Genomic DNA, 21,515 nt, shown 5'->3' with positions numbered 1-21,515 from the left:
TGTTCGTAAAAATCAAGAAGAAAGCGAACAAACATTCGCATTTTATTTTTTCTTTAGAATTGCTCGGCGAATTAGGTCCAGCCCTTTCATCGCCGAGCTATATCGAATGTATTGACGGTCTCTAGTGAAATGGAATTTTTCTGCTGTAGTCTTTCCTCCCCGCTCAGCAATCCCTATCCAGACAGTGCCTGGAGGATGTCTTTCCAGCGAATCAGGACCAGCAACGCCAGTAAAAGCAACTGCATAATCGGTATCTGTCAGCTTTCTCGCTTGCTCAGCCATTGCTGCTGCACAGGCTTCGCTAACCACACCATGTTCTTTTATAAGTGCTTCTGGAATCCCCAGTAAAGTTTCTTTCATTTCTTCCGAATATGTTACAAAGCCGCCTTTTAAAACCTTCGAGGCCCCTTGTACACTACCAATCATACTTTGAAAAAGCCCAGCCGTCAGGCTTTCTGCGGCAGTGATAGTCTTGCCTCGCTCAGTCAACAGCTTCACCGTAGTCGCTTCTAACGAGTTATCATCTCCATAACCATAGAAATACTCTCCTACAACTGCCATAATCCGCTGTTCCATCTCAAACAGCAGCTTTTCTCCCTGTTCTTCAGAAGCCACTTTAGCAGTTAGACGCAGTGTCACCTCATTAGGCTTCGCATAAGGAGCCACAGTGGGGTTCGTCTGACTATCAATCAAATCCTTTAAATCAGTCACTAGCTGAGATTCACCAATTCCATAGAAACGAAGAACTTTAGACACCAGCTGCTCAGCTGCTGGAAACAGCTCTTTGATTAACGGACGGACATGCTGAAAAAACATCGGCTTCAGCTCACTCGGGGGTCCCGGCAGCAGCAGATAACTAGTATCAGCCTTTGATATTAGTGTACCGATAGCCAACCCGGTGGGGTTTGGGATACTTATTCCTCCCTCAATAGTCAGCGCCTGCTGCATATTGTTTTCGGTCATCGGCCGTTTAGAAAACGTGAAAAATTCCTGAACCCTTTCAGCACCCGCTTCATCTATAATAAGATCCCGATGAAGATGCTCTGCGACTGCTTGTTTCGTCAAATCATCTTCGGTTGGTCCCAGACCGCCGCATAAAACAATCAAATCACTTCTCTTTTCTGCTTCCTGCAGCAAATCAGTCAGCCGCTGAAAGTTGTCTCCAACAACAGTATGGTAGTATACCTCAACGCCGAGACTGGCGAATTCTTCGGAAAGAAAGGTTGCATTTGTATTCACTACTTGACCGAGCAGCAGCTCTGTTCCTACGGCAATAATTTCTGATTTCATACTTTTCCTCTTCTCAATTAATCTACGTAAAATTTCTTTCATTCATTTTACCACAGACCATTTTTTACAGGAAAGCTCTGAGATTTTTATTAATTTAAGGAATGTCCAATTTGAAAATGGTTATAACTTATATCAATTTTCTGTATTGACCAGTTAAGAATAGACACTCATTTGCTGGTTTGGATAATTCTTATTTTCAATTTCGTCTACCATCGCTAATGCATAGTCGGCATAGCTGATATAGCTTTTTCCTTCTGCATTTTTTGTCAAAGTATCACCTGCGGCAAAATACTTACCTGTCCGATCTCCTTTTGCATCAAAGTTTTGAGCAGGGCTAATATAGGTCCAATTTACTCCCTTAGATTCTTTTAGCAGCTGCAGACTTTCACCCATGGCTATCGGAACCGCCTTATATTCATCAGGCAGGGTATCTTTGAGCTGCTGACTTCTATCTGCATTTAGATAGAGACTACCCGCACCCCCAACAACTAGCAGACGAGTTGGAAGACCTGCTAAGAGACCAATCAAATGTTTCATTGATATAGAAAATTCTTCAACATTTCCCCAAAATCCTAGCGCACAGACTAATACATCAAAGTCCTTAACATCTTCTCTCGTCAATGAATACACGTCTTTTTCAATCACCTGTTGATTCGCTCCAACTTTACTTTTGTCTCTGACAATTGCTGTTGTCTGAAATCCTCTTTTTTCTGCTTCCTGAATAATCAGTGAACCTGCTTTTCCATTTCCGCCAAGTACAGCTATTTTCATAACAATCCAACATCCTTTCTTTTCTGTATTAACTCTATGTAGTTTCCTCATAAAAAAACATAGTTTATAGTTAAATTTTAGTCGTCAGACTCAATTAAATCAAATCAGAAGAACTTTTTCAGGTTCTAAAAAAATTACATGCATATTTTAATAATCTTATAGATTTACACTTTGAAAAAATGGTAGAATGAAAACAGAATAGACGTTAAAATGTATTTCGTACATAAGGGAGAGAACTATATGAAAAAAGGAGTCACTTTGAGTTTATTGGGTATCTGTTGCTTCCTGCTGATGTCCTGCAGCACTCCGGACAAAAAAACGACGGCAACAAGTAGTTCGGAAACCACCAGCAGCACTACTATTGCTTCCAATGAAGCACCAGCCCAAGCCAGCATCACTGCACAAGAGGTTGTTCAAAAATTTAAAGACGCCGGACTGGCTGTGTATGAAGAACGGGATATGACACAGGAGGATTATGGTCTGGCTCCAATGAAAGCGGCTACGGGCGTTATATTTGGTGTCTACTATTCAGAATATACCGCTTCCTATTTAAATGGCCGTGTAACTGTTTACACAAACCTAGCTGATTTGCAGGAGGTCAAAAAATTCTATGATGACTTGTCTGCCGAAGATCCTAAATTCAAATCCTGGACAGCTGTAAACGAAGAAAAGCTCGTGCTGTTCCAAATGAACGGCGGTATCGACGAAGCTGCCTTCAACGAATTCCAATATGTTCTGGGCACGCTGTAAATCAAATCATTGTATTTTTTAAGCTTGCCTGTACTAAGAACATTGACTGACTATAACAACAGAGATGAGGCTTAAAGCTTTGGAAATCAAAGCTCCAGCAGCTGCTAAATCAAGGTTAACTGCTCCCAACTAGTGCTTTACAAAGTAAAATAACACTCAGCTTCTAATAAAAACAGAGAGCGGGATTTATCTACATCCCGCCCTCTGTTATTTTATTTCCTTCAATTCGATACACTTTAAGCTTCCATCGTATCATCAACCGATTGTTCCCGATACTGCTCCATTTTTTCCTGGAAGTAGGTCTCTGTCTTACCATAGGTTGTGTAAGTGATTGCATTCGCTCCAGCTTCAATAGTTTCAAGAATCTGTTCATCTGTTTTGCCGCCAGAAGCGATAATTGGAAATTCCGGATACTGTGCTCTAATCCATTTTACCAGCTTCACCGTATCTTTCCCTCCTGCTACGTTAAAAATATCCACGCCAGCTTCAATCAGCTTGCTTAAATCCCGCTTATCGTTGACCACTGTATACATGATGGGAATATCCACAGCTTCATTCACAGTCATAATTGTTTCAATATTTGTAGGACCGTTCAGCACCACGCCGTAAGCCCCGTGCTCTTCTGCGAAAGTACCTAAACGAGATGAACGGTTTCCAGAGGTTAAGCCGCCGCCGATTCCGGCAAAGATTGGTGCCTGAGCTACTTGAGAAATAGCAGATAAAATCCGAGTATTCGGTGTCCATGGATAGACTGCTAAAATTGCATCAGCGTCATTGTTCGCAATAACCGCTACATCCATCGTGTAGATAATACTTTTTATCCGCTTTCCATAAATGCTGATGCCGCTCGCTTCTCGAATTGCTTTCGGCATTTTAATAATGCTTTGTCTCAGCTCGGAGGACAACTCTGGCATATATTTGGGTGTTTTTTCCATCTAGACATATCTCCTTTTATTTAGTGTTTATATTTCTATACATACAGCCACTATCATTTTTTTAATGCACGTTGTAGTTTGTTCTTACGCAGTATAGACTATCGTTCATTAATTGAACAGAATTTAGATAGAGTCAGAGAGCCTCAAGATCTGTCAGATCTCAGGCTCTCCTTTTTTCTTGATTAAATTGAGTGGGACATAACTCATTGAGTTATATCTTACTCACGTGGAATCCGAATAAACGGCGGGAGCAGTAGCACATACCAACATTAAACTGCGACGAGTAACCGCAGGAGCACTCGCAAAGCACTTAACTGCGACGAGTAACCGCAGGAGCAAGACCTTTGGAAATAAACACTTCTGTCCCATCCTCATTCTTGCTTGCTAATTACAGCTCTGCATTAAACAGCTGCTTCAGCTGATAGACAACGTCATCGCTGTCCGCATTAATCGTTGCACTTTCATTGATGCTGGACAGTTTTTTTAGTTCATCCAGCTGGGCATTGTAGCCAATCGTATTTACTGTTACACCTAAGCCTTTGATGATAGGCGCTACTTTGTCAAAGCTATAGCCTTCATTCGTTTCGCCATCAGAAAGGACAAAGATAATCGGCCGGGCATCTGGTGTTTTCTCTAGCTGCTCCTGAATCATATTCAGGGCGACTAATGCACCGTCATATGTCGCTGTTCCGCCATCAGCTGTCAAGTTTTTAACAGCTCCGGTAAAGTAACCACGCTGCTTAGCATCCATCCGCTCAATTGGCAGCTCCACAGTGACTGTTGAACTGTATGAAACTAAGCCAATGTAAGAATCATCACCAATATATTTGCTGCTGTTTAGTAAAGATTGTCTTAATGAGTTAATCGGCGCGCCATCCATAGAGCCGGAAACATCTGCAACGAACACAGCAATAATAGGTTTTCCGCCATTTTTATTTTCTTTCCAAAGCTTTTGAATTGAGGAAACAATTGCCCCGTCGATATTATCGATTTCCAGCTGATAATCATCCAGCTGATTAAAGCCATAAGAAGAGGCTTTTTCCTGGTTTTCAGCTTCTTGAACATATTTTGTAAATTCAGCAACTACCTGTTTCTTTTCTTCAGAAGCTGTATTCATCGTATACATCGGTGAATCTTGCCGAATCCCCAGCGGCACGTACTTATACTGCTTAAATTCCGGTGTATTGATATATGTTTGATAACTAATCGACATGATATCCACTGAACCATTTTTCGCTACTTCTCTTAATTGAAGTGTATTAAATAATGTGGACGGTAAATCCTTTTGAAATGCCTGTAGAGAAGAAACAGCCTGATCGCTTAATGGATTATTCGCATCAAATTGATTCATCAGCTGAGTCAATAGACTAAGACCTGTTGAAGAGGTATATGGGTTTGTATAGCCTAACAGCATGCCATCATCCGTTACAGCCTTCACCAACGATTCAATATTAACCTCTCCATATTTCTTGACGATTTCATCGTAAGTAGCTTCCTTCATTAGCAAACCACCCGTATTTCCAATGGTTCTATCTGCCACTGTTGTCAAAGCTGTCCCATTTGATTCCAGCATCTTCCCCCACAAAAGATTCGATGGTGTATAGCCGTCCGGGACGTAGTTTTCAGAAGCGATATAATCCAGCCCAGTACCAGAAGCCATCGAACGGATAGAAACTGAAACAGTCTTTCCGTCAATCGTACTGTTCTTCTTATTAAATTCCTCAGCCAGTTCAACAAACAGACCGTCTTTCCCGCTGCCGGCTTTTTCCGGACTGACAAAAATTTCTGCATTAATCTGGTTTTTTCCTTCTACAGTCAGAGGATACGTTTTATCAATTGGCGGAAGCTCTTCCTTTTCGTTCATTGAACTTGTATCAATATCCCGCTTCAGTTCTGCCGTTGAGGCGTCGATTTTCTTCACGTAGCTTTTCAGCTCTGACTGAGCATCGGCTTTCGAAAGATTTTTGATATCTCCAGATCCGCTGTCGATTTTCCCGTCGTTCCCTGTTGTACATCCTGAAAAGAGGGCTGTCAGGATGATACTCCCCACAACAAGCCTCTTTATTCCCCTGATTTTCATAGTAAAAGCTCCTTCTTAGTTATTCGATTGTGTTGTTTAGCGACTGCAATGCCTTGGTCATACTGTCTAAATCCCCTCTAGTTGATGGAGATTTAGAATCCAGATAATTTACGGTTTCGTGTAATAATCCTCTTACTTGTTTTAGAATTTCCGAATTTGTATTCAAACGCTTGGTAATTTCCTGAGGATCGCCCTCAATGGTGATTCGGTTAACAATGCTTTTGGTATTCTGTAATATCTGCATTTTGGCCTGACGCATGGAATACTCGATTTTATCTAATATTTCAAATTCATTATCCGCCTGCAGCTCTAGTAAATCCTCGATACAGCCGTCAATTTGATCAATCATTTTCTTAGCTTCAACAATATCCTTTTGATAAACCGTGTGTGTCTCATAGAGCTTATCCAGTTTGCTTACGATATCTTTGCCGTCATAGTGCTGATCGGCTTTTTTAGCTGGCTTTCCGCCAGCTTTCGGAGCTGCTTCTTTCTTTTGCGAAAACACCACAATAATCAGACCGGCTACGGCCAGTGCAGCAACAATCAGACCGGCTGTGGCAATGGTATTGAATGTTCGAACGGTTTTTGAACCATAGCTGATAACCGCAGCATCAAAATCCAATAAAAGGACTCGAACAGCAATCCAGACCAGTGCTCCAATCGCCCCTGTTCCTATTAAAAGGAATCGTATTCTCTTCTGTGTCATTCCGTTCTACCTCATTTCGTTACATCAATTAGTGCATTGGCGAGCTCTGTGCGCATACGCAGCATTTCCTCCTGAGCATGCTTTCTATTCGCTGCTCCTTTTTCACGAATTACTTGAATATCCTTCAATGCAGCGATAGTCTGTGTATTCACTTCATTTAAAGTTTCAATATCCACAATGCTCTTTTCCGAAGATTCTGCAGCCTGCGTAGAGACATGGTGAATTTTCTCCGCATTTTTCTTAAACAGTTCATTTGTAATATCAGAAACGGCATTGTCTGCTTCAATTGCGGACAGTGTATGCTGAGCTGAAAGCGCAATGGTCATTTGCTGCTTCCACATTGGAATTGTATTTGTCATTGTCGACTGAATTTTATAAGCCATTGCTTTGTTTGCGTTCTGAATCACGCGAATTTGAGTCGCCAGCTGTTGGCTAATCATCTTTGTCATATCTAAATCATGAACCTTTTTTTCAAATTGAGTCAATTTATCGGAAAACTCAGAGAGATTGTTCAGGTCTTCCTGATTTTGCCCAGCCGCTTTATTCTGAAGCTCCGGCAAAGTTGTTCCTTTAAGCTCAATAATTTTCGCTTGTCCAGCAGCCACATAGACTGATAAATTCTGATAAAACAGCTTGTTGGCCTCAGACATTTCTTCCAATGTCAGGATATCATTCGTTATTGTTAAGTAATGACCTTCTAAATTATTTAAAATTCGGGAAACATTCGCGTTGACATCTTCAAATCGAATCATCATTGTTTCGATTTTATTTTTGCCCCGCTTAAACAGTTTTGTCAAAAATCCGTCGTTTTCATCCGGATCAAAGCTTTCCAGCTCTATGACCAGCTCATTAATGATTTTACCAACATCGCCTAATTCATGACTTTTAACCTTATCCAGCGCCTGATCTGAAAACTCAGATAAACGAGATTGTTCCTTCGCTCCATAGGTCATTACACCCATCACGTTATTAATATCAATCTGATCTTTTAATTTATCGATTGCTTCAACCTGAGCTTCGGTCAATTGAATTTCCGGCTGTTTAATCTCTATCTCAAGCAGCTGCTCAATTTTCTTCGTCTCTTCCTGTGGTGCACCAAATGTAAACTCATCCATAAACTAACACACCTTTCTTTTTTATTATTCATCCTCTTATTGATAGACATTTCTCTGATTCTTTTATTCTTTGACACCCTTCATCATGTAAAAACTTCTCTTGTGAAAAAGTTGTATAACTATTATTTTAGATTATTTATAGGCTCCTGTCACTAGCCTGTCAAAAAAATCCGTGAAACACTATAATTTGAACAGCTGTTAAATGAATGTATTTCTCTATTTTCACTTCAAATAATAAGCTTCATTATCCCCTGTTTTCCATACGACTGCCAACCGCTCTTTATGCTTTTCCCGGACACTCCTCTATTTCGTCCTGCTGCTGTTTAAATAGCCGAACTGTTACTTCATTATGAATCTATCTATTATAAACCGCACTCGCAAAAAACAACATAATCTATTTTTGTCTATAAATAAATAGACAAAATCGTAAATTAAGCTTAAAATAGCATTATAAACAAATAGAACAGGGAGAAATTACTATGGGCAAGAATCAGAAATTGAATGAAGAAATTATCATCAATGGTTTTTTTGAAGAAGAGTCAGACTACATCTGTCTTTACTGTGGAGCTGCATTTAATAAAGAGGAGATTTATCCAATCGACCAGCACTTGTACAACAGTATTTACGCCGTTAACGACCACCTTCACAAAAAGCATGGCGGACCATTAAAGGCGCTGCTGGCGCTACCCACAACTGTCTCTGGCATTTCTGTCACACAAAAGAATCTTATGAGCCTTTTGAGCATCGATCTAACTGATGACGAAATTGCCGAACAGTTGGAAATTAGTCCATCTACTATTAGAAATCATCGGTTCAAGCTAAGAGAAAAAAAACGACAGGCGCTATATCTCTTGTCGGCAATTGAATTACTGGAAAGGGTGAATAAAAAAATGACGGCAGAGGAAGTTAGCATCGCAACCTATGATGACCGCTTTATGATTAGTGAGGAGTATCGGAAAAAGACATTGGCGTCCTTCTTAGATGACAACGGCAGAGCGAATCGAATTCCAAGCAAAGAAAAAAGCAAAATCGTTCTGCTGCAGTACCTGGCAGAATCATTTGCAGAAAATAGAACCTATTCAGAAAAAGAAATCAACCAGATAATCAGCGAAGTTTTTGACGACTATGTTGCCATTCGCAGGTACCTTATTCAATACGGCTTTCTCGGTCGAACCAATGACGGAAAAAAATACTGGAAACTTTAGGTTAGCTTTGGAAATACAAAGAGAAGGGGGCGCGACATAAATTTGTCTCAGTCCCCTAAAACCGAATAAACGGTATTTCAGTATTTCCTTGCTTCGGGAATCACAACATTGTGAGAACCGTAAACAAGCTTTTAGTAATCTGATGCTTGTTAGATTCCTAGAAATAGTGCCGCAGCTGCTTTTACATCAAATGAATTCAGCAATCTCCTGAGCAGCCTCTTTATCTAAAATCAAGGTAAAGTTAGGATGCAGTTGGAAAACAGAGGATGGCACCGCTTCTGTTACACTACCAAAAAAAGCTTTTTTAATGATTGCTGCTTTTCCTTTCCCAGAAGCCATCATGATAACTTCCGGAATATTCATAATGCTTCGCGGTCCCATCGTTACATATCCTTCCGGCAGCTCTTCAGCAGCTCCTTCAACCTCGCCTAATAGAATATCTTTCATATCTGGTCTTGCGTCAATTGATACAAAACTTGTCTGATCACCAAATTTTGTGGTATTCGGCAGGTTTCCGCAAAAATGACCATCAGCACCAATTCCCAGAAAAACAATGTCAATACCGCCGATACTTTCAAGATATGCATCGTGCGTCTGATAGTTCTCCATTGTCAGCTTGTGAAGCTGTTCATCTGCAATTCCGGCTTTCTCAAAAAAGCTCTTCTTTAAGTTAGTAATTGTCACACCATCACCACCGCTCTTTTTAAATGGAATTTCATCAAAGTTGAAAAAAGTGATTTGAGGATTAATCTCATGATTACGAATGTGAGCTGAGGCAATTTCATACGCTCGAATTGGACTGCTGCCAGCTGTGACAGAAATATTCTGAAAGCTGCCGCCATAAATTGCTTCTATTAATTTCTCTGAAACTCTGCTGCTCATTCCCTCATAGTCTTTTTCTACAATAATTTTCATTATTTCTACGCCTTCTTTCTTTATTTTTCCTTTATAATAATGTCTATAGCTACTATAGAGTCAAGAGGAGGATATAAAAATGGAAGACTTGCTTTCTATTGGAAAAATGGCTGAACTTTGCGGTATATCGATTCAAAGACTACGATACTATAGCAATTTAAATTTAGTTGCTCCTGTCTATATTAATCCGGAAAACAACTACCGGTATTACACAATTGACCAGAAGCAGACTATTTTTTTAATCCAGACCCTTCAATATCTCGGTTTAACCTTGCAGGATATCGCCGAATTTATTGCAGAAAATCAGATTAGCAAACAAACGATCAAAAAAATAGCCGGCTACATCCAGAAAGAAGAAGACAAAATCGCTCGAATCAAACGAATCACAAGCATCCTATTTGAAACACAAATGACAGCTAGTCAGCCTGCTTTTTTCTCAACTTTAGAAGTCTCTTGTAAAAATGATACAGCCGTTTTTGACTATGGCAGTGAATGGGTCGCAGCAAGTATGTACTTCCGAAAAGAACTGCTAAAAAGAAATCTCTCTCTAAGCTATCTTTTTTTCTGCGGGATAAAGCAGCAGCTGAACGATGGTCAAAAATGCTACTCCTACTACATGGAGCTTCCGGGGATTGCAGTAGAATCTCTTCCTCAAGAAAACTATGCCGATTATCAGGAGCTTCATACGCACGAGGAGCATTATTCAAAACACCTAAATACCAGCCGTACAACTTATCTGCTAAAACTGCCGGGAATAGACACGAAAAGCAGCTATAGAATTCTACAGGCAAAATGGTAATCAGCCGCTTGATTCATAATTTAAAGACACCAGTGAAAAATTTTTCACTGGTGTCTTACATATTCCCTTCAAATGTAACTGCTTCTCTTATTTAATCAGCACATAGTCCAAATCAACCATCTTCGCCCAGGTAACAATCTGGTCTGTGGTCAAATTCAGCGAAACTACTGTATGGTGTCCGCCCCCAGCTTCAATCCAAGCTTTCACACCATCCTGGAAGTTGGGTTTAACCTCCCAAAGGATACGGGCAACCGGCAAGTTAGGTGCCGCTTCCGTTGGTTCAAACAATTCTACCTCATTAATCAGCAGCTTATAGTGTGTTCCGTAATCAGCCATGGAAACGACGACGCCAGAGCCAGCTTTCCCATCAAAGACCAGACGTGCCGGATCTTCTCTGTCCCCCATAGATAACGGAGAAACAACGATTTTAGGCTTGTTCATCGCTAAAGTTGGATCAACTTCCATCATATGGGATTGCAGAATCGCTTCATGTCCAGCCGCCAGTTCATAGGTATAATCCTCCATAAACCCTGTGTTTTTATTATGCGCCATTACTTTCATTAAACGGTCAATTGCTGCTGTTTTCCAGTCTCCTTCGCCGGCAAAACCGTAGCCCTCTGCCATCAAACGCTGAACTGCTAAACCAGGCAGCTGCTGCATGCCGTACAAATCTTCGAAGTTTGTACTGAACGCATTGTAGCTGCCAGCTTCCAAGAACCGGCGCAAACCAATTTCCTGACGAGCCTGTACCTTCACATGCGCTTCCCATTTATCATGGTCATATTCACCATAGTCAAAATCATACAGTTCTTTATACTCCGTAAACAGAGCTTCTACTTCTTCTTCCTTAACTGCATTGACGTACTGAACTAAGTCGCCAATACCATAATAGTCAACAGTCCAGCCAAATTGAATTTGAGCCTCAACCTTGTCTCCTTCAGTTACTGCAACATTTCGCATGTTATCGCCGAAACGGGCAACCTTGATTTTAAAGCTGTCGTTGTAAGCTGCTGCAACATCCATCCATTCAGCAATCTGCTTTTGAATCTCAGGGCGCTTCCAGTATCCGACAACTACCTTATTATTTTTCTTCAGACGAGCATTGATAAAGCCGTATTCCCGGTCGCCGTGAGCCGCCTGGTTCAAGTTCATAAAGTCCATATCAATCGTTTCCCAAGGAATACTTTCATTATACTGCGTAGCTAAATGAAGCAACGGCTTCTGCAGCAGCTTCGTTCCTCGAATCCACATTTTTGCCGGCGAGAATGTATGCATCCAAGTGATTACTCCGGCAACCTCATCCCGATAATTGACTTCCTTCATAATTTTTGTAATAACTTCCGGCTTCACTGCCAGCTCCTGTAAGACCACTGGGTAAGGTAGAGTACCGCTGCTATTTAGTTCACGGACCATTTCCTCTGCATGAGCCCGAACCTCCTGTAATGCTTCTTCTCCATATAAATGCTGAGAGCCTACGACAAACCAAAATTCTTTTTTATCCATTGCTGACATACTTCTCTCTCCTTCTGATTCGTTTTTATTTTTGTCCATAATAAGCGTCTTTGCCATGTTTTCGTAAATAATGCTTATCTAAAATCCTTTGAGGCAGTTCTTCAGAAAAATGATTCAGCTGACGGGCATATAAATTCATTTTACAGACCTCATCTAAGACTACTGCATTCATTACCGCACTATCTGCATTTTTCCCCCAAGTGAAGGGGCCGTGTCCATGAAGTAGTACTCCCGGCACTGCCATCGGATCAATTTCCCGCTTTTTAAAAGTCTCAACAATTACGCGGCCAGTCTCTTCTTCATAGCCTCGATCGATTTCCTCCTGACTTAAAAAACGGGCACAAGGAATCGTTCCATAAAAGGTATCTGCATGAGTAGTTCCCATAGCCGGTACATCTAAGCCAGCCTGTGCCCAAATAGTGGCCCATGGCGAATGCGTATGAACAATCCCGCCGATATCTTGATACGATTGATATAAAACTGCGTGGGTTGGCGTATCGGAGGAAGGATTCAATGTCCCCTCAACCACGTTTCCCTTCAAATCACAAACGACCATATCAGAGGGCTTCAGTGTTTCATAATCAACACCAGAAGGCTTAATTACAAACAAGCCCTGTTCACGGTCAACTCCGCTAACATTTCCCCATGTGTATTTAATTAGCCCCTGCTTGGGAAGTTCCAAATTCGCATAGTATACTTCTTCTTTTAATGCTTCCAACACAGTGTTGTCCTCCTGTCTTCAACTAGCCTTATTCCCTAAAACACTTGTTCATTCGTCATGACTGCCGGCTCATTGATTTAAATAAGCTGCTGCTGCCTCTTCAATCGGCAGGCCTTCTTTATAACGTTGTGCAAACTGTTCGAAACCAGCTGTATCTTCTGGATCAGGAGCAAGCTCGCTGCCTGCTTCTCCGGCAAATACCTGCTGCTCCAAATATGTGGCTAGGGACTGATTTTCCTTCGCATAGCTCAGATAATCCGCCAACAAGGCAATCCCCCAAGCTCCGCCTTCTCCAGCTGTTTCCATTAGTGAAACCGGCGTATCGATGGCCGCCGCCAGTATTTTTTGTGCAACGCCTTCTGTTTTAAAGATTCCGCCGTGTCCAAGGACCTTATCAATTTGAACCTGCTCTTCTTCTACTAAAATCTTCATACCGATATTCAACGCACCAAAAGCAGTGAACAGATGAACCCGCATGAAGTTTGCCAGATTGAAACGACTGTCAGGTGTCCGTACAAATAACGGCCGCCCTTCTGGAATATGAGTAATATTTTCCCCTGAGAAGTAGCCATAGGATAACAAACCGCCACATTCCTTATCTCCTTGCAGCGCCTGATTGAACAGCAGTTCATACAGCTTTTCTGTCGACAGCTCGAAACCACAGACCTTAATAAATTCTTCAAACAGCTTCACCCAGGCATTAATATCAGATGAGCAATTATTGGCATGGACCATAGCAACTAAGTCGCCAGCAGGTGTTGTAACCAAGTCCAGCTCTGGATGAACTTTTTTCAATTCCTTTTCCAGTACAATCATCGCAAAAACAGAGGTACCGGCGGATACATTCCCCGTTCTTTTTGCTACACTATTGGTAGCTGTCATGCCTGTTCCAGCATCGCCTTCCGGCGGGCACAGCGGCATTCCAGCGATTAAATCACCTGTTGGATCAAGCAGTTTCGCACCAGCTTCTGTTAACAGACCAGCCGGCTCACCTGCGACCAGCACCTTAGGCAAAATATCCTGCAGCTGCCAAGAGTAATTATGCTTAGCAGTTTGCTTATCGAAGGCTGTAATCATACGTTGGTCATAATTTTTTACAGCAGGATCTATTGGGAACATTCCAGAAGCATCGCCAATTCCTAAAACCTTTTCTCCTGTCAGCTGCCAATGAACATAACCAGCTAGTGTAGTAAAATAATGAATAGTTTCCACATGAGCTTCCTGATTTAAGATCGCCTGATACAAATGGGCTATACTCCAACGCTGTGGAATGTTGTAGTTAAACAGCTTTGTCAATTCCTTTTCAGCCGCTGCAGTGTTTGAATTACGCCAAGTTCGAAAAGGGACGAGTAGCTGATTCTCTTTATCAAAAGCCATATAACCATGCATCATCGCACTAAAACCCATTGCACCAATTTTGGTTAGCTTGACACCGAACTTCTGAAAAACATCTTTTTTTAGATTCTGATAGCTATCCTGCAGCCCTGACCAGATATCCTCCAAGCTGTATGTCCACAGGCCATCTGCCAGTTGATTTTCCCAAGTGTGACTGCCGGATGCAACAGGCTCCTGGTGCTCATCGATTAGCACCGCCTTAATACGGGTTGATCCCAGTTCTATTCCAAGAGACGTTTTCCCAAGAACAATCGATTGCTTTACACTCTCTGCGTTCATCTCAATCCTCCTGTATACGTTTTCATTTTCAAGCGTGTCTGAAAAACTGGTTTCCTTTTTATTATTCAGACACGCCCTAGTTAACAACTAACGACATAAAAAATCCTTCTCAAAAGAAGTATTCCATCTTTCAAGAAGAATTATAGCATTTATGTACGTACATGTAAATAATTTATTCGGTATTTGTACGTACTTTATTTTCAGATTACGACCAGTAGCCTTTAGGGCAATATTTATTTTTCAAAGATGCCCGAAACTGATAAAAACAGCCGCACGCTGTACAGGTATGGGTAGAGCGAAAACAGCACTCTTCACAAATTAACGTTCGCCGCTGCGCTATTTCCTTAGATGCAAGCTCTCTTTCCATCGCTAACTGCTCTACTATTAACTCTGCTACTGTTTGATTGTTCAGCAAAAAAGACTGTGGATTACAGTTTTTACAACTCATTCACTTAGCTCCAGCTGAATCGTTAGAATCGATTTTGGTGAAAGTGAGAGTTCCAAATGCTGATTTTGACTATTGTATTCTGTAAAATCCTGAAGAACAATTGTATCCGGATGCGCAAAATCATTATGGCTATCCATTGTCATCCCTTGAATGAAGCGGCTGGAGCATACTTCTTTAATCGGTGTTTCCAGCTCAAATTTCACCGCTGTTGTCTTAGTTAATGAGTAATTACATATAGATAGACTAACAATGCTCTTTTTTCGGGAAACAGTATACGATACGTGTTCAGGTGTCTGCCCATAGCAATCCAGCCGTTGGGCACCTTGGTGAACCTTATACAGCTCAAATACATAGTAACTTGGTGTTTTTACCAGCTTATCCCCTTCCGTCAACAGCATCGCCTGCAATACATTCACTGTCTGAGCAATATTCGCCATCTGAACTCTCTCTGCATGTTTATGAAAGATATTCAAAGTCAGCGCGGCAACCATAGCATCGCGAATCGTATTCTGCTGGTAAAGAAAACCGGGGTTGGTTCCCGCTTCCGGTGCCAGCCAGGAGCCCCATTCGTCCACAATCAAACCGATTCGGCGATCCGGATCGTATTTATCCATAATTGTTGTATGTTTGGTGATTAACTTGTCCATCTTTTTAGCACTTTCCAGCAGCGACCACCAGTGGGCTTCCGTAAATCCTAAGGCAGGTCCTTTGTCCTCCCAAGCACCAGTTAAGGCATAGTGATGCAGACTAATGCCATCCATATAAGGCCCGCTAATCCGGAGGACCTCCTCCATCCATTGGTAATCGTCAACGTTAGGACCACAGGCAATTTTATAGATTTCTTCTGCTCCATACTGGCGAACATAGGTCTGATATTGACGGTAAAGATCCGCATAATAGGACGGCCGCATATTACCGCCACAGCCCCAGGACTCATTCCCTACACCAAAAAACTTTACCTTCCACGGAGTCTCTCTGCCGTTTTTTCTCCGCAGCTCTGCCATTGGCGATTCTCCTGCCATGGTCATGTATTCAACCCATTCCTGCATTTCCTGAACTGTCCCGCTGCCTACGTTACCGTTGACATAAACCTCACAGTTTAATTGTTCTGCCAGTTCAAAAAATTCATGGGTGCCGAAGTGATTGTTCTCAGTAAGACCGCCCCAATGAGTGTTCACCATTTTTTTCCGTTCTGCTTTTGGTCCAATCCCATCCTTCCAATGATACTCATCTGCAAAACAGCCGCCTGGCCAGCGAAGAACAGGAATTTCAATAGCTTTCAGAGCCTCTATTACATCTAGCCGCATACCGTTTTTATTCGGAATCTCTGACTCTGCTCCAACATACAGGCCTTCATAAATACACCGTCCCAGATGCTCAGCAAAATGTCCGTAAATGTATTTACTAATTTCCACTCCTGATTTTTGGTTTAAAATTTTTATCATCTATTTCTCCTTTAACTATAGAAGCCCTGTTAAATAAATCAGTTATACTTCTCTTTCTCTGACTTACCTTACAGATAAAAGCTTTTTCTTGTACACTGGATCATTTAACAGGACTTCTATTGATTTTATGAAATAATTATTTATGCTGGACTACCCATTCATCAAGACTATAGCTCTCTTGTATACGGTTCTGGCTCGCCAAACACTGGAAAGCCCTCCTCATTCCAGGTAAACACTTGTGCATTTGCATGTCTGTTTGGATTATCCAATGGATCTCCAGCCTTGTTTTTTTCCGGACGGGCATGATAAATCAAGACATCTTCTGTATCATCTTCACTGCGGGTAAAAGAATTATGGCCTGGACCAAATTGACTATGTTTCTCTGACGAAACAAACACCGGTTCCGGCAGCTTATGCCAAGAATAGCCATCCAGTAAGTCCGCCGCCTCATCCGCCCACAGCAGACCCATTGCATAATTTTCATCCGTCGCACTACCCGAATACGCAATAAATACTTTGCCGTTTCTGCTAATAACAGCGGCTCCTTCATTGACGGAAAAGCCTATTTTTTCCCAATCATATTCCGGTATAGATAATAGTACCTGCTCTCCTTTAAGCGTCCAGGGATTTTCCATCTCTGAAATATATAGATTCGAATTCCCGGGAATCCGCGGGTCCTGCTGTGCCCAAACGTAGTAAAGACGCTCTCGATGAACAAAAGCTGTACCATCCAAACTAAAGCTGTCAAATTTTGTTTCCAGCTGCCCCTTCACAGTCCAGTCGGTATTCATCGGGTCCTCATGTTTATTCTCAATTACAAACATCCGATGGTGATGGGTTCGGTCTCTAATTTCAGCATCATCACTTGCCGCAAAGTAGATATACCAGCAGCCATTAAGAAAATGAATTTCCGGCGCCCAAATTAGCTGGCTCATTTTTCCTGTTGCCGGCGCCTGCCAGACAGCTAGCCGTTCACTACTTTCAAGACCCTCTAGTGTTTTAGAACGGCGAAGCTCTATTGACTGATACCCTGGCACTGAGCCGGTAAAATAATAGTAGCCGTCTGTATGCTTATAGACCCAAGGGTCCGCTCGTTCAATCACAATCGGATTTTTATACGTCGTTTTTACTGTCATAACAATCCCTCATACTTTTTTTATTTTAAATACATTCCATGAATACTTGCCGACTTCCACTGTCACAGTCTGTTCTTTATCAATCGAAACAGTCTGTTTTTTTGGCTGAATTTTATCTGGTGTTTCCCGCCGATTTTTGTCCAGCAGTTCTTCACTTTGCAGCTGGATGTGTTCCCCATTTTCTGCCAGTGAAAAATCATGATCGACGATTATTGTCTGCTTTTGGTCTGTCCGGTTAACGGCAAAAATGACCAGTTCTTTTTCATTTTCAACAACCACACTATCGACAAAGGGAACATTTTTAATTTTTTCACAATCATAGGTTGGACCTGTCGTGTTCTGAGATAGTACCCGTCCCTTGGCGTAATTTGATAAATGCGCCATGATATAGTAGGTTGGATTACACCAAGCTTTTCCTTCCCTATCAGTTAAAATTAACGGAATGGTGTTTACCAGCAGAGATTGACAGGCAATTTTTACCCGATCTGCGTGCCTCAAAATAGCAAGTCCTAAAGAACCAAACAACAAAGCATCTTCCATCGTGAAATAGCACCAGTCAATCGGACTGCCGATTTCAAAATCCTGATGCTGTTTTTCCGGCTGAGCATGAACATTCCATTCATCAAAAGCTAGGTACATCGTTTTTTCACTTCTTAAAAGACCTTTTACATAGTCACAAGCAGCAACTACCTCTTCTATTTGCCGGTCAAACCGATAGGATTTGGCCAAATAAGTGGGTGTATCATCCCGCTCATTCTTCGGCGGTTTTGTCAGATCATCCTCATCATATTTATCGATATAGTTATGCAGGGCAAGATAATCAACGTTTTCATACGCCTGCTCCAGAGCAATTCGATCCCATTCCGGATAGCTGGCAAGTCTTGGCGTTGAACTTCCCACAAGAATTGCTTCAATCGATTCATCTACCAGCTTCATTACCTTAGCCGCTTCATTGGCAATTCGCCCGTACTCGTAGGCACTTTTAGCCCCGATTTGCCAAGGACCGTCCAATTCATTTCCCAAACACCATAGCTTGATGTTAAACGGTGCTTCCTGACCGTTTTTTCTACGCATATCACTCCAGTAAGAATCCCTTGGATAGTTGCAGTATTCTACAATATTGCGGGCATCATCAATTCCTTTTGTACCTAGATTCACTGTAAAAATCGGCTCTGCCTCTGTGTGACTCAGCCAGTTAAAAAATTCATGCAGTCCAAAAGTGTTAGGCTCAATTCCCCGCCAAGCCAAGTCAATTTTTTTCGGGCGATTTGCTACAGGACCAATCGTATCCTGCCAATCATAACCAGAAGTAAAATTACCGCCTGGATAGCGGATGACTCCCAGATTCAGCTCCTTGATTAAGGCTAAAACATCCTGACGAAAGCCGTTTTCATCCGCTTGTGGATGCCCCGGCTCAAAAATCCCAGTATAGACAACGCTGCCCATATGCTCCACAAAAGAGCCAAAAAGCCGAGGACTGATTTCTCCCACTAAAAAGTCTTTACGTACCTTAATTATTGATTCGTTCATTTCATCACCTGACATTTTCTAAATAGTATAAGCGCAATTACCTTCCAGAAGCCGCCGGCAAAAATGAAAATGAATGGCGGAAACAGAAAGACCAGCACTGTAAATGAAACGGTTAAGCCGCAGCATAATAAGTTTCTTAAGAAATATAGAATCAGCTCTAATGCACTCTGTTCAAACAGCTGGAAAACCGTTTGTTTTTCCAACCAGACACACTGATACATCCAGGAAAATAGAAACATTAAATAAACAATAGAAATAACATAACCGCTGATAATTAATAGCTGACTACTTTCCGACATCAGGTTATTTACTATGGCAAAGATTCCGATTGTTAATCCACTTACTAATAAGTTCAGCGGAAGATACCTTTTGATTCCTTGAAAGAAGTAGCGAAGAATACTTCCTGTTGAGCTGTCCTCCCATTGTCTAATCACATACAATACTCCAACAGATGCAGGAATCACAGTTACTAAAGGCAGGGATAAAATTACCCATAACAGCCCTAACAGCAGGTAGTCGGAAATCATAATTAATTGTGAATAAATTCTGGTTTCTACCAGCTTCATTTTCCTTCACCTACTCTTTCATACCAGACATTGCTGTTCCTTGAACGAAGTATTTCTGTGCAAAAATGTAAATAATCAACAACGGCAGCATAGAAATGACTGTTCCTGCCATAACCGGTCCATAGAAGGAAATATTCTGACCTGTAAATAATGCTAACCCTGCAGGCAATGTCCGCATTTTAGAACTGCTGGTTAGAATCAGCGGATAAAGTAAGTCATTCCAGCTATTCATCAGTGTAAAGATTCCTAAGGACAGCAGCGTTGGTTTACTCAAAGGCAGCATGATTTTCCAGAAGATTTTAAACTCATTTAAGCCATCAATTCTAGCGGCTTCTTCCAGTGAATTTGGCAGCGTAATAAAGAAAGAACGCATCATGAAGATACCGAAAGCAGTCGTCATCCTTGGAATAATCAGTCCGGCATACGTATCCAGCAAGCCCATAAGATTAACTTCAATAAATAATGGAATCATAAATACTTGAAAAGGAATCATCATGGTCAGTAAAACAAAATAGAATAGTGCCGACTTGCCCTTAAAATTCATGCGGGCAAAAGCGTAGCCTGCCAACGAATCGAAAAACACGGAAGTAATAACCGTACCACCAGCAAAAATAACTGTATTTTTGATGTAGTCTAAAAGAGGAATGGTTGACCAGACCTTAATATAGTTATCCAGCGTATACTTATCCGCAAAAATTTTCGGAGGAAAGGAAATGATGTCCTTCTCATACTTAAACGAGGAAATAATCAGCCACAGAAACGGAAAAGCAATAATACACAGAACCAAAATCATTCCAATCGTACTAAGTATCTTTTTAGGTGTTGCTTTCTTCCGCTTTTTTACATTAGCGGGAACAAGGGTACTTTCTGTTGTCATTTTGGCTACCTCCTATTTCATTTGTTTTTCTTTACGGGACATATACAAGTTAGTGGAAATGGCGATTGCCGCAATAATCACGAACAGAACAGAGGAGAGCGCCGATGCATATCCCAGCTCATAAGGAGCGGTAAAGCCGCGGCTGTATATGTATTGAACAGCTGTTTCTGTCTTAAATTGCGGTCCGCCGGCAGTTGCAACATACACCTGATCGAAGACTTGCATAGAACCAATCAGATTGGTTAAGATACAAAAACCTAATGAAGGAACAATCTGCGGCAATGTAATGTTGAAAAATTGCTGTCTTTGAGTAGCTCCATCCATTTGTGCTGATTCATACAATGAAGGCGAAATTCCTTGGATTGCCGTCAACAGGATAGTCATTGTTACTCCGAAATTCTTCCAAACGGTCATAACTGCCACTGTGGGCATAGCTAAAGTAGGATCACGGAAAAATTGAGGAATCGGCAAGTTAAGCTGAGAAAACAGATAAGGAATTGCTCCGACATTTGGATCCAGCAGCATAGAGAAAATAATAGCAATTGATGTCAGCGAGCAAATTACAGGAATGTAGAAGGTGGAACGACAGAATTTATTGAACTTTGTATTCTTAGAAAGAACAACAGCAGCTAATAATCCGATAATAATTTGAGCGGGTGTTTCCAAAATCGTAAAATATAAAGTATGCAGCAGGGAATTAACCGCCCGCTCGTCACTAAAAATCCGCATAAAATTATCCAGACCCACTATATTTCTTGAAGTAAAGAAGATATTCAAGTCCGTAAAGCTGATAGCAAAGGTTCCCAGCAAAGGAACGACTGTGAACAGCAGCAGTACCAGAAAAGATGGTAGTAAAAATAGATAGGCTGCCCGTTTGGGCTGATTCCAATATCTGGCTAATGATTTCAACTAATACACCTCATTTTCATAAAAGATTTAAACACAGCTGGAACAGAGGGGAGCAGTCAAAAATTTAATCCGGTCTACTATTCTAATTTTCTTTTAAAATAGGCAAACACTATACCTGCCCGTTCCATCGA

General features: G+C 41.4%; 20 protein-coding genes. 3 read left to right on the top strand and 17 right to left on the bottom strand.

Going from position 1 to position 21,515, the window contains the following annotated elements; all coding sequences use genetic code 11:
• Window positions 1-42: 42 nt before the first annotated feature.
• Both AC1Z3K_RS07895 and AC1Z3K_RS07890 read right to left on the bottom strand, forming a co-directional pair.
• On the bottom strand, window positions 43-1,290 hold the full coding sequence (locus AC1Z3K_RS07895) for a competence/damage-inducible protein A (RefSeq protein ID WP_461732408.1): 1,248 nt from the start codon (window positions 1,288-1,290) through the stop codon (window positions 43-45).
• Window positions 1,291-1,443: 153 nt separating this feature from the next.
• Window positions 1,444-2,061 carry an NAD(P)-dependent oxidoreductase gene (locus tag AC1Z3K_RS07890; protein WP_461732407.1) on the bottom strand — a complete coding sequence of 206 codons (618 nt, stop codon included), beginning with the start codon at window positions 2,059-2,061 and terminating at the stop codon, window positions 1,444-1,446.
• 240 nt (window positions 2,062-2,301) lie between these two features.
• Here AC1Z3K_RS07890 and AC1Z3K_RS07885 point away from each other — a divergent pair, with 240 nt between their 5' ends.
• Complete coding sequence (locus AC1Z3K_RS07885) at window positions 2,302-2,811, top strand: hypothetical protein (RefSeq protein WP_426084578.1); 510 nt, start codon at window positions 2,302-2,304, stop codon at window positions 2,809-2,811.
• Window positions 2,812-3,047: 236 nt separating this feature from the next.
• Here AC1Z3K_RS07885 and AC1Z3K_RS07880 read toward each other — a convergent pair whose 3' ends face one another.
• From AC1Z3K_RS07880 to AC1Z3K_RS07865, 4 genes are all read right to left on the bottom strand, one after another.
• Window positions 3,048-3,746, bottom strand: a complete 699-nt coding sequence (locus AC1Z3K_RS07880) for a hydrolase (RefSeq protein WP_426084579.1) — start codon at window positions 3,744-3,746, stop codon at window positions 3,048-3,050.
• Window positions 3,747-4,134: 388 nt separating this feature from the next.
• Window positions 4,135-5,826 carry a VWA domain-containing protein gene (locus tag AC1Z3K_RS07875; RefSeq protein WP_461732406.1) on the bottom strand — a complete coding sequence of 564 codons (1,692 nt, stop codon included), beginning with the start codon at window positions 5,824-5,826 and terminating at the stop codon, window positions 4,135-4,137.
• A gap of 19 nt (window positions 5,827-5,845) precedes the next feature.
• Window positions 5,846-6,532, bottom strand: coding sequence for a hypothetical protein (locus tag AC1Z3K_RS07870; protein ID WP_461732405.1), 687 nt, complete (start codon window positions 6,530-6,532; stop codon window positions 5,846-5,848).
• Window positions 6,533-6,543: 11 nt separating this feature from the next.
• The gene (locus tag AC1Z3K_RS07865) at window positions 6,544-7,647 is read right to left on the bottom strand and encodes a toxic anion resistance protein (protein WP_461732404.1); all 1,104 of its coding nucleotides are present in this window, start codon (window positions 7,645-7,647) and stop codon (window positions 6,544-6,546) included.
• A gap of 479 nt (window positions 7,648-8,126) precedes the next feature.
• Here AC1Z3K_RS07865 and AC1Z3K_RS07860 point away from each other — a divergent pair, with 479 nt between their 5' ends.
• Window positions 8,127-8,852, top strand: a complete 726-nt coding sequence (locus AC1Z3K_RS07860; RefSeq protein WP_461732403.1) for a DUF2087 domain-containing protein — start codon at window positions 8,127-8,129, stop codon at window positions 8,850-8,852.
• A gap of 186 nt (window positions 8,853-9,038) precedes the next feature.
• Here AC1Z3K_RS07860 and AC1Z3K_RS07855 read toward each other — a convergent pair whose 3' ends face one another.
• Window positions 9,039-9,767 (bottom strand): glucosamine-6-phosphate deaminase, encoded by a 729-nt coding sequence (locus AC1Z3K_RS07855; RefSeq protein ID WP_426084584.1) that lies wholly within the window; start codon window positions 9,765-9,767, stop codon window positions 9,039-9,041.
• A 79-nt stretch (window positions 9,768-9,846) separates the two neighbouring features.
• Here AC1Z3K_RS07855 and AC1Z3K_RS07850 point away from each other — a divergent pair, with 79 nt between their 5' ends.
• Window positions 9,847-10,566: a MerR family transcriptional regulator gene (locus tag AC1Z3K_RS07850; RefSeq protein WP_461732402.1), complete on the top strand. Its 720-nt coding sequence runs from the start codon at window positions 9,847-9,849 to the stop codon at window positions 10,564-10,566.
• 87 nt (window positions 10,567-10,653) lie between these two features.
• Here AC1Z3K_RS07850 and araA read toward each other — a convergent pair whose 3' ends face one another.
• The 10 genes from araA to AC1Z3K_RS07800 form a co-directional block, all read right to left on the bottom strand.
• Window positions 10,654-12,078, bottom strand: a complete 1,425-nt coding sequence (gene araA, locus AC1Z3K_RS07845; protein WP_461732401.1) for an L-arabinose isomerase — start codon at window positions 12,076-12,078, stop codon at window positions 10,654-10,656.
• Between the two features lie 25 nt (window positions 12,079-12,103).
• On the bottom strand, window positions 12,104-12,799 hold the full coding sequence (locus AC1Z3K_RS07840) for an L-ribulose-5-phosphate 4-epimerase (protein ID WP_461732400.1): 696 nt from the start codon (window positions 12,797-12,799) through the stop codon (window positions 12,104-12,106).
• A 69-nt stretch (window positions 12,800-12,868) separates the two neighbouring features.
• Window positions 12,869-14,473 (bottom strand): xylulokinase, encoded by a 1,605-nt coding sequence (locus AC1Z3K_RS07835; protein ID WP_461732399.1) that lies wholly within the window; start codon window positions 14,471-14,473, stop codon window positions 12,869-12,871.
• Window positions 14,474-14,678: 205 nt separating this feature from the next.
• Complete coding sequence (locus AC1Z3K_RS07830; RefSeq protein WP_426083681.1) at window positions 14,679-14,921, bottom strand: DUF6171 family protein; 243 nt, start codon at window positions 14,919-14,921, stop codon at window positions 14,679-14,681.
• Entirely contained in the window at window positions 14,918-16,366 is a 1,449-nt protein-coding gene (locus AC1Z3K_RS07825) for an alpha-N-arabinofuranosidase (protein ID WP_426083679.1), read from the bottom strand. Before AC1Z3K_RS07825 ends, AC1Z3K_RS07830 begins: the two co-directional genes overlap by 4 nt.
• A 167-nt stretch (window positions 16,367-16,533) precedes the next feature.
• A complete protein-coding gene (locus AC1Z3K_RS07820; protein WP_426083677.1) occupies window positions 16,534-17,502 on the bottom strand; it encodes a glycoside hydrolase family 43 protein in 969 nt (322 codons plus the stop codon).
• A 9-nt stretch (window positions 17,503-17,511) separates the two neighbouring features.
• Entirely contained in the window at window positions 17,512-19,032 is a 1,521-nt protein-coding gene (locus AC1Z3K_RS07815) for an alpha-N-arabinofuranosidase (RefSeq protein WP_461732398.1), read from the bottom strand.
• Window positions 19,029-19,598, bottom strand: a complete 570-nt coding sequence (locus tag AC1Z3K_RS07810) for a DUF624 domain-containing protein (RefSeq protein WP_461732397.1) — start codon at window positions 19,596-19,598, stop codon at window positions 19,029-19,031. Before AC1Z3K_RS07810 ends, AC1Z3K_RS07815 begins: the two co-directional genes overlap by 4 nt.
• 10 nt (window positions 19,599-19,608) lie before the next feature.
• Window positions 19,609-20,475, bottom strand: a complete 867-nt coding sequence (locus AC1Z3K_RS07805; RefSeq protein ID WP_426083671.1) for a carbohydrate ABC transporter permease — start codon at window positions 20,473-20,475, stop codon at window positions 19,609-19,611.
• A 12-nt stretch (window positions 20,476-20,487) separates the two neighbouring features.
• Window positions 20,488-21,384: a carbohydrate ABC transporter permease gene (locus AC1Z3K_RS07800; protein ID WP_426083669.1), complete on the bottom strand. Its 897-nt coding sequence runs from the start codon at window positions 21,382-21,384 to the stop codon at window positions 20,488-20,490.
• Window positions 21,385-21,515: the final 131 nt, after the last annotated feature.

The organism is Enterococcus sp. LJL128 (genome assembly GCF_056924295.1).
The sequence above is the reverse complement of the archived record's forward strand: the minus strand, read 5'-3'. Positions and strand labels throughout refer to the sequence as shown.